The organism is Pseudoalteromonas sp. PS5 (assembly GCF_004103255.1).
Taxonomy (GTDB): Bacteria; Pseudomonadota; Gammaproteobacteria; order Enterobacterales; family Alteromonadaceae; genus Pseudoalteromonas; species Pseudoalteromonas peptidolytica.
This window is the reverse complement of sequence record NZ_RCSQ01000062.1, coordinates 1-9,308: the sequence shown is the minus strand read 5'-3', so window position 1 is coordinate 9,308 and position 9,308 is coordinate 1. Positions and strand designations below refer to the sequence as shown.

9 protein-coding genes are annotated in these 9,308 nt (G+C 43.9%); 7 read left to right on the top strand and 2 right to left on the bottom strand.

The annotated features are described in order from the left end of the window. Positions 1–2,735: ribonuclease E (gene rne / locus D9603_RS08825; RefSeq protein ID WP_128731022.1), on the bottom strand; the 2,735-nt coding region annotated here is incomplete at its 3' end. Between the two features lie 602 nt (positions 2,736–3,337). Between rne and rluC the strand changes: the two genes are divergently transcribed. Continuing rightward, positions 3,338–4,288, top strand: coding sequence for a 23S rRNA pseudouridine(955/2504/2580) synthase RluC (gene rluC, locus D9603_RS08820; RefSeq protein WP_125253881.1), 951 nt, complete (start codon positions 3,338–3,340; stop codon positions 4,286–4,288). Position 4,289: 1 nt separating this feature from the next. Beyond that, positions 4,290–4,934, top strand: a complete 645-nt coding sequence (locus tag D9603_RS08815) for an HAD-IA family hydrolase (protein ID WP_128731021.1) — start codon at positions 4,290–4,292, stop codon at positions 4,932–4,934. Here the strand turns inward: D9603_RS08815 and D9603_RS08810 are convergent. Further along, positions 4,923–5,522: a nucleoside triphosphate pyrophosphatase gene (locus D9603_RS08810; RefSeq protein ID WP_128731020.1), complete on the bottom strand. Its 600-nt coding sequence runs from the start codon at positions 5,520–5,522 to the stop codon at positions 4,923–4,925. The genes D9603_RS08815 and D9603_RS08810 overlap by 12 nt on opposite strands. A 119-nt stretch (positions 5,523–5,641) precedes the next feature. On the opposite strand from D9603_RS08810, the gene yceD reads away from it, so the two are divergent. Genes yceD through fabG form a run of 5 tightly spaced genes read left to right on the top strand, consistent with a single transcriptional unit; the run spans position 5,642 to position 9,145 of the window. Next, entirely contained in the window at positions 5,642–6,166 is a 525-nt protein-coding gene (yceD, locus tag D9603_RS08805; protein ID WP_125253884.1) for a 23S rRNA accumulation protein YceD, read from the top strand. A 10-nt stretch (positions 6,167–6,176) separates the two neighbouring features. After that, positions 6,177–6,347: a 50S ribosomal protein L32 gene (gene rpmF, locus D9603_RS08800; protein WP_070985127.1), complete on the top strand. Its 171-nt coding sequence runs from the start codon at positions 6,177–6,179 to the stop codon at positions 6,345–6,347. 11 nt (positions 6,348–6,358) lie between these two features. Next, positions 6,359–7,405, top strand: coding sequence for a phosphate acyltransferase PlsX (gene plsX, locus D9603_RS08795; RefSeq protein ID WP_128731019.1), 1,047 nt, complete (start codon positions 6,359–6,361; stop codon positions 7,403–7,405). A gap of 53 nt (positions 7,406–7,458) precedes the next feature. Further along, positions 7,459–8,385 carry an ACP S-malonyltransferase gene (gene fabD / locus D9603_RS08790; protein WP_128731018.1) on the top strand — a complete coding sequence of 309 codons (927 nt, stop codon included), beginning with the start codon at positions 7,459–7,461 and terminating at the stop codon, positions 8,383–8,385. 13 nt (positions 8,386–8,398) lie between these two features. Beyond that, positions 8,399–9,145 carry a 3-oxoacyl-ACP reductase FabG gene (gene fabG / locus D9603_RS08785; RefSeq protein WP_128731017.1) on the top strand — a complete coding sequence of 249 codons (747 nt, stop codon included), beginning with the start codon at positions 8,399–8,401 and terminating at the stop codon, positions 9,143–9,145. Positions 9,146–9,308: the final 163 nt, after the last annotated feature.

Here is a 9,308-nt window from a genome sequence, read left to right as displayed (position 1 = left end):
TTCAGTGCTGCTTCTGCTTGTGGTGCCACTTCTTCAGCGGTTTCAGGTGCTGCTTCTGCTTGTGGAGCCACTTCTTCAGCGGTTTCACGCGCTGCTTTTGCTTGCGGTGTCACTTCTTCAGCGGTTTCAGGCGCTGCTTCCGCTTGCGGTACCACTTCTTCAACTGACTTCGCTTTTAGCTCAGCCTCATATTCAGCTGCGGCTTGATCGGCGACTGGGATGAAAGCTGCTGACTGACCTTTTTCTGGTGTATCAGGACGGCGGCGACGTTGGCCTGCAGCTCTCAAATGACGAGGTGAACGTCTAGAACGTGTACGACCTTCTTTGTTCTCATCATCATTTTCTTCAGCAAGTAGCGGTGTTGGCGCCTCTGTGTCATTTACCTTGATAACTTCGTCAGCAGAAACTGTGGTATCAATTTCTGGCTGTGTCTCTTTGGCAGTCTCGTGTTTTTCAGGCGTAGCGCTTTCGCTCACGACAGCTTCATGTTTTTCTGTTTTTTGTACCGTAGGCTTGGACTTCTTGTGTCTCTGCTTCGGCTCAGGTTTTTGCTCAGATACTGCTTTTTCAGGCTGTTCCAATGGCTTGACTTCAACTTTTACTTCTTCAGTTGGAGTTGGCTCTGCTACATTGCTCTGCCCTGCGTTTGTATCCTGTACACGCACTTTCTTACGCAGATTACGTCTTTGTCTACGAGGTTTAACTTTCGCTTCTTTGACCTGTGTTTCAGTGTTCGCTGTTTCATTTACCGATTCATCAACGGCTGACTTACTTGAACGGTTGGTCTTGTCTTGATCTTGACGCTTTCTGTTATTAGGGCGACGGCGCTTACGATTATCACCTCGTTGCTCGTTGCTGGTGTTTTCATCTTTCGCTTCAACAGCAGTTTCTTTCTGCGGTTCATTACGACGACGATTATTGTTGCGACGACGGTTATTATTACGACGACGATTATCGCGATTGCTCGTGTCACGAGCTGGCTTTTCTTCACTTGGCTTTGTTTCTTCTTGGCTGTCACCAGCAAAGAGATTTTTAATCCACTGGCCAATCTTTGCGAACAAACCGGCGCTGTCCTGAGTAGGTTTGGCTTCAGGCTTGCGTGCTTGTGGTTTTTCAGCTTGAGTTGGAGCTGGAGCCGGTGCATCAGGCATCACAACACCTTTGAGTACAGGCTCTTCTTTTACGTTTGCCTGTGGTTTTGCAACTTCAATAACCTCAGGCTCGGGCGTAATGATCTGCTCGTAGCTTGCAGCTTCGGTCGTTTCATCTTTACGAAGTCGAACTACTTCATAGTGAGGTGTTTCCATGTGCTGATTTGGAATAATAACAACATGACACTCGTGGCGCTTTTCGATGCGTTGGACAGAGCGGCGCTTTTCATTTAGCAGATACGCACCAACAGCAACAGGCACTTGTGCATTTACCTGAGCTGTGTTGTCTTTGATTGCTTCTTCCTCAATAAGACGCAGGATAGATAGAGCAATCGATTCGTTTGAGCGAATAGTACCTTGACCATCACAGCGAGGGCAAGTGTGTTGGCTCGCTTCACCAAGTGATGGACGTAAACGCTGGCGTGACATTTCTAATAGACCAAAACGAGAAATCTTGCCTATTTGCACGCGAGCGCGATCCGTGCGCACCGCTTCTTTCAAACGATTTTCTACTTCACGCTGATGGCGTGGAGGCGTCATGTCGATGAAATCGATAACAATTAAGCCACCAAGATCTCGCAAGCGTAATTGACGAGCAATTTCATCAGCGGCTTCTAAGTTGGTGTTCAGTGCCGTTTCTTCAATGTCGCCACCTTTCGTCGCTTTTGACGAGTTGATGTCGATAGAAGTTAGTGCTTCGGTAGGGTCTATCACAATTGAGCCACCAGAAGGTAAACGTACCTCTCGCTGGAAAGCTGACTCAATTTGACTCTCAATTTGATAGTGCGTAAATAGAGGCACATCGTTTTGATATAGCTTCACACGATTGATAAAGTCAGGACGAAAACGCTCTATGTGGGCTTTTGCTTCCTCAAAAACGCGAGGCTTGTCAATTAGAATTTCACCGATATCGCGACGTAGATAGTCTCGGATCGCACGGAAGATCACGTTACTTTCTTGGTGAATTAAGAAAGGTGCCTTACCGCTGTCTGCTGCATTCTGGATAGCTTCCCAGTGCACTAAAAGCGCTTTTAAGTCGTATTCTAGTTCTTCAAACGACTTTCCAACCCCTGCGGTACGAACAATTAGTCCCATACCTTTTGGTACGTTCAATCGGCTCAAGGCTTCTTTTAGCTCGATACGTTCATCACCCTCTATACGACGTGAAATACCGCCGGCTCTTGGGTTATTTGGCATTAGCACCAAGTAGCTACCAGCTACGCTGATAAAGGTGGTTAAGGCTGCACCTTTTTGGCCACGCTCTTCTTTATCAACTTGAACGATAACTTCTTGGCCTTCGCGGATCACATCTTTGATATTTGGACGACCATTGAATGTGTAACCGTCAGGGAAGTAAGTTTTCGCAATTTCTTTTAAAGGGAGGAATCCGTGACGCTCAGCGCCATAATCAACAAATGCGGCTTCTAGGGAAGGTTCGATACGGGTAATTTTACCCTTGTAAATGTTCGCTTTTTTCTGTTCGTGACCAGGGCTTTCTATATCTAAATCATACAGACGCTGGCCGTCAACCAGTGCTACGCGCATTTCTTCTTGCTGCGTTGCATTGATCAGCATACGTTTCATATTGTAATTCTCTACTCAATTTATTTACAGCGCCTAATACGTTTTCCAGCGACAGCATGTTACGCCTTGGATACTCCGGTTTAATGATGCAGTCTCACGACTGGGGAAAAGGAGTATATTCACAGTTTCCGCTTTAAATCAGGGTAAAATCACTGATTAACTGTTCGCTTCTTCACATTTATTGGTGTCGCTAAGTGGTCATGCACGGGCTAGTCATACTTGGTTTGACAAGTTTGGTCATCGCCATCTTTTGACTCAATTACTTTGCGACATTCACGAGTTGCGGCCTGCTATGCACGGGTATTATTGCAACGGTGGTCAGCGTATCAGACAAATTTTAATTTCTTGCTTTTTGGTTTTTTTCGTGTCCAGTCATTAAACGAAATATTACGCGCTTCGCATTGACTGTTCGCACGTGTTTATCTTAGATGCTCGATAAAAGCTTTGGAAATATTAGCTCTAATCTGTATGATCTGCCATCCAAGATGTGCATCACGATTGTTTTTGCGATAAAAAGCACCTCGCAAAAATTTGCGGGCTGATTATCCCACTAATAACGTCGAGATAGCAACTAAATTATTACTCAAATCAGTGATTAGGCAATGTCAGAAAAACCCGCATTAAAAGTTAGCTTTGTTACCGTGACCGAAGACCAAGAAGGTCAAAGGATTGATAACTTTTTAGTTACGCATTTGAAAGGGGTGCCAAAGAGCGCCGTATATAAGATCCTTCGCAAAGGGGAAGTGCGTGTTAATAAAAAGCGGGTAAAGCCGGTTTATAAGCTGCAGATGAACGATGAGATCCGCATCCCACCTGTACGTGTTGCAGAAAAAACAGAGTTTGTACCTAAGAATCTTGATAAAGTGGCAAACCTTGAAGATGCGATTCTATATGAAGATAAGTATCTGATTGTTATAAATAAGCCAGCCGGTATGGCTGTGCATGGTGGTAGTGGACTGAGTTATGGCTTAATTGAAGCACTGCGAGCATTAAGACCACAAGAACAAAGCTTAGAACTGGTTCATCGCTTGGATAGAGATACATCAGGTTGTTTGTTGATTTCCAAACGTCGCGCGGTACTAAAAGGTCTCCATGAGCAATTAAGAGAAAAAACCATGGAGAAGAATTACTTGGCATTAGTTGCTGGGCAATGGGATGCAAAGCATAAAAACGTTACTGAGCCACTTCGTAAAAACACCCTAAAATCAGGTGAGCGTGTGGTGCGCGTTGATCACGAGCAGGGCAAGGCATCACATACACGATTTAGAGTTATAGAACGGTTTGAATCAGCAAGCTTAGTTCAAGCCTCTCCTGTGACAGGTAGAACGCATCAAATTCGCGTCCATACACAGTGTAAAGGCCATCCAATTGCATGTGATGATAAGTACGGTGATCAAGTGTTTGATGCACAGATGCGCGATATTGGTTTGAGCCGACTATTTTTACATGCTAAAGAGCTTAGGTTTATACACCCTAAAACAGAAACCACGCATCATGTTGAAGCGCCTTTGGATGCTGCACTGGAGTCATGTTTACAAAAACTAAGGAAATAGCATGTGCTATAAGTGTGTAATTTTTGATTGGGATGGTACGGTGATGGACTCAGTACCAAAAATTGTCAATACAATTCATTTGGCGGCAAAATCATGTGGTATTGCGCCCGTGAGCGATGAAATGGCAAAAAGTATTATTGGCTTGTCGCTACCTAAAGCCATGGAGGTACTATTTCCTCAGCATCATGAACAGGTAGATTCATTAGTCCAAGCGTATAAATATAGTTATTCAAATGAAGATGAGACGCCGTCACCTGTTTTTGCTGGAGTTGAGTCATTATTAAACCAGCTTCGAGATAGAGGTGTGAAAATCGCGGTGGCCACAGGGAAAAGCAGGACGGGGCTGGATAGGTTGATGGCGCAATATGGCCTAACTGAGTATTTTGTTACAACAAGGACCGCATGCGAGGCTGAATCTAAACCCCACCCTGATATGTTACTGCAAATTTTAGCAGAGCTCGGGGTCGACGCTGGGCAGAGCGTTATGATTGGAGATTCAATCATTGATATGGAACTTGCCAAAAACGCCGGTGTTGATGCGATTGGAATGACTCTGGGCGTGGCTTCCAAAGAGCAGTTATCGCAAACATCAGCGTGCCATATTTGTGATAACTACCAAGACCTCTCGCAAATATTACTGGCTTGATTGTTCAGCTAACACATCGACGCCAAACTCCAATAGCATTTTAGTTAATTGAATGAGTGGAAGACCGATAAGCGTATTTGGGTCTTCCCCTTCTAGCTTGTCAAACAGGCAGATCCCTAGGCCTTCACTTTTAAAACTTCCTGCACAGTTATAGGGGGCTTCTGCATCACAGTAGTTGTTGATCTGCATTTGAGTCAGTTTTCGAAAATAAACGTGAAATGGCACTACGTTAGTAAGTGTTTTACCGCTTTGAATGTCAAAAACCGTCAAACCGGTCAAAAACGTTACGCGATGATTGCTAAACAAGCTTAGTTGCTTCACCGCGTTTTCCTTGTTATGAGGTTTTCCAAGGATCTCACCGTCAAAGAGTGCAACTTGGTCCGAACCAATGACAATACCTTTTTGATACTTTTTAATAGATGCTTGGGCTTTTAATTCACTCAGTCGAGCAACTAGTTGCTCTGCCGATTCATCTTCGCGCGCTCGCTCGTCTATATCTGGAGAAAATGACATAAAAGGCAGCATTAATTTTTTCAAAATTGACTGCCTAAATGGCGAACTAGAAGCTAGAATAAGAGGCGTTTTCATGGAATTTTTATCTCTGTGATAACATTGCCTACAGGATAAAGTGCAATAACGCGAAAAACAAAGGGAAAGTGTATTTTTACTTTGACTAACACAGTAACTATCTATATGATGCAGCCCCTATGCAAAAGGTGAAAATTCCCATCACTCTTGATCCATGCAGAGCAGCGCAACGTCGAGCATCTTATGACGGTGTTGTAACGCTCGAAGAACTTTCTCGATTGCAGCAAGTTGTGCAAGATCAAAGTAGTGAAATAGCGGTAGATATTCATTTCAACATCGACGAACAAGGTCTGGTGGTTGTGCAAGGCAAAGTCCAAGCGCATCTTACACTTGTGTGTCAGCGTTGTAATGATGAATTAGGGTTGGATTTGGAACAAGACTTTGCGTATTCGCCAGTCGGATTAGGTGCAGAGTCGGATGATCTTCCCGAGCGTTATGATGTATTGGAACTTGACGAAGAGGGTGAAGTTAATCTTAGACAACTAGTCGAAGACGAGCTATTACTCGCTATACCGATAGTACCTATGCATGATGAAGCGCAATGCTCTTATTCTGATGAGCCAAAGAGCTTTGGTGAAATTGAAGCAGAAGATAGCAAACCAAATCCATTTGATATTTTGAAACAACTTAAGAAAGATTCTTAGGAGAAGGCTAATGGCGGTACAAAAAAGCAAGAAGTCACGCGCACGTCGTGGTATGCGTCGTTCACACGATGCGATCAGTGGACCAGCTCTAACTGTAGATCAGGTTTCTGGCGAGACTCATCGTCGTCACCACGTGACTGCTGACGGTTACTACAAAGGCGTTAAAGTAATTTCTAACTAAGAGATTGCTTTATGCTGACCGATCTAACCATTGCGTTAGATATGATGGGGGGCGATTACGGCCCCCGTTCATCTATCCCTGCAGCTATTGCTGCCGTTCTTAAGCACCCGAATTTAAACCTCATTTTATGCGGTAATCAACAGGTTATCGAATCTGCACTCGCTAAAGCTAGTATGCTTGACCACCCCAGGTTGACCATTAGGCACTGTAAAGAAGTCGTTACAAATAGCTGTGAACCTGCTTCGGCACTTCGAAATAAAAAACATTCCTCCATGAGAGTAGCATTAGATCTAGTTAAATCTGGTGAAGCACAAGCTTGTGTCAGTTCTGGTAATACAGGTGCATTGTTTTTTATAGCGCACTATGTTTTGAAAATGCTACCAGGTATAAAGCGTCCAGCACTTATCTCTGCAGTTCCTACAGAAAAAAAACACCCTGTCTACTTATTAGACTTGGGGGCAAATGTGCATTGCGATCCAGAGACCTTGTATCAATTTGGCATTATGGGATCAGTGGTGGCAGGCCAGGCACTCAATATTGCAGAACCAAAAGTATGCTTACTTAATATTGGCTCTGAGGAAATTAAAGGTCACGATGGTATTAAACAAGCTGCAAAATTAATGAAATCCTCTTCTGTTATTAACTACCAAGGCTATTGTGAAGGTAGTGATATGTTTTCAGGCAAGGCTGATGTGATTGTCTGTGAGGGCTTTGTGGGCAATGTCGCACTAAAAACATGTGAAGGCATAGCCAAACTTATTATGCACAAGTTTAGTAAAGCGTTAAAAAAGCACTTTTTTTATAAAGCGTTGGCATTTTTACTCCGACCCATTATAAAAAAATTGTACAAAAGGGTGAACCCCGACCAGTATAACGGTGCAAGTCTGGTAGGATTGCGCGGTATTGTTGTGAAAAGTCACGGAAATGCTACCAATAAGGCATTTTTGGCCGCAATTGAAGAAGCTGCACAAGAAGTTCAGCGTAAGATCCCTGAGAAGATCCAAGCGGTATTTGAACAAGTCGACACAGAAAAGCAACCGTCAGGTTCTCATTCTTAACGCTATGCAGTGACATGAGGACGTGGCGACAATAGAGAAGATAAGAGCACAGTATGTCACAAAAAATCGCATTATTTTTCCCCGGCCAAGGCTCGCAAAGCGTGGGTATGTTGTCCGAGTTACTTACATCTTCTGACACAGTTAAAGCAACCTTCGCTGAGGCCTCAGAAGCACTAGGCTATGATTTAGCTGAGTTAGTATTAAACGGCCCTGAGGAAGAATTAAATCAAACTCACCGTACTCAGCCTGCGTTATTAACTGCAAGCGTTGCTATTTTTAGAGCTTGGCAAGACCAAGGTATTGACGCTGAGTTAACACTAGCTGGCCATAGTTTAGGTGAATATTCTGCGTTAGTGTGTGCAGATGTTTTACCTCTTACTGATGCCGTAAAATTAGTGGAAAAGCGTGGTTTATACATGCAGGAAGCTGTTCCAGCAGGTACTGGTTCTATGGCTGCAATTATTGGTTTGGATGATGACGTGATTGCTCAAGTTTGTGTTGAATCTGCACTGGGTGACGTCGTTTCACCGGTAAACTATAACTCCCCAGGGCAAGTAGTTATTGCGGGTCACGTTGAAGCAGTTAATCGCGCATCTGAAGCATGTAAAGAAGCCGGAGCCAAACGAGCGTTACCGCTTGCAGTCAGCGTACCATCTCATTGTGCATTAATGAAACCGGCTGCTGATAAATTAGCAAAAGACTTAGCGTCGCTAACATTCTCTGAACCTAAATTTGCTGTGATCAACAACGTCGATGTTACAGTCGAAAAAGATGCAGCAGCGATAAAAGAGGCGCTGATCCGCCAGCTTTATAGTCCGGTGAGATGGACTGAGACGGTTCAAAAAGTTGCTAAAGAGGGTATTACTACGGCATTTGAGTTTGGCCCAGGCAAAGTGATCACAGGCTTAGTGAAGCGTATAGATCGTTCAGTATCGTGCGCATCGGTAAATGATTTGGCCTCAATTGAAGCCACAAAATAAGAACGAGAACATTATGAGTAATTTATTTTCTTTAGAAGGTAAGGTAGTACTAGTTACAGGTGCAAGCCGAGGTATTGGTAAAGCAATCGCTAATGCTTTGATTGCCCAAGGCGCAAAAGTTGCAGGTACCGCAACTAGCGAGTCTGGTGCCGAGCGCATCTCTGAATACTTAGGTGATAACGGTAAAGGTTATGCGCTGAACGTGACAGATGCCGACTCAATCGCAGCAACTTTATCAGCAATTAAAGAAGATTTGGGCGATATTGATGTATTAGTAAATAATGCTGGTATCACCCGCGATAACTTGTTGATGCGAATGAAAGATCAAGAGTGGGATGATATTATCGACACTAACTTGTCATCTATTTTCCGCTTATCAAAAGCAGTACTTCGCCCAATGATGAAGAAGAAAAACGGCCGCATCATTAACATCGGGTCAGTTGTGGGTACGATGGGGAATGCAGGTCAAGCCAACTATGCTGCAGCAAAAGCCGGCGTAATTGGTTTTACGAAATCATTAGCGCGTGAGGTTGCATCTCGCGGTATTACAGTAAATACTGTAGCGCCTGGTTTTATCCAAACAGACATGACAGATGAGCTAACTGATGAGCAAAAGGCAGCGACCCTAGCAAATGTTCCAGCGGGTCGTTTAGGGCAGCCTGACGAAATTGCCGCAGCTGTCGTTTATTTAGCATCAGACGCAGCAGCTTATGTCTCTGGAGAAACATTGCACGTCAATGGTGCAATGTACATGGTTTAACGAGCTAAGATCACAAATTAATTGAATTTTTTGTGATCTTGTCGACAACTTACTTGAAATCGTCGTGAAAATAGGCGATAAAAAGATTTAAAGCTTTGTAACAGGTTTGACCAGAAAAAAAAGTACGGGTCAATCCTTGAATCCCAGAATGATGCGTCGTAAA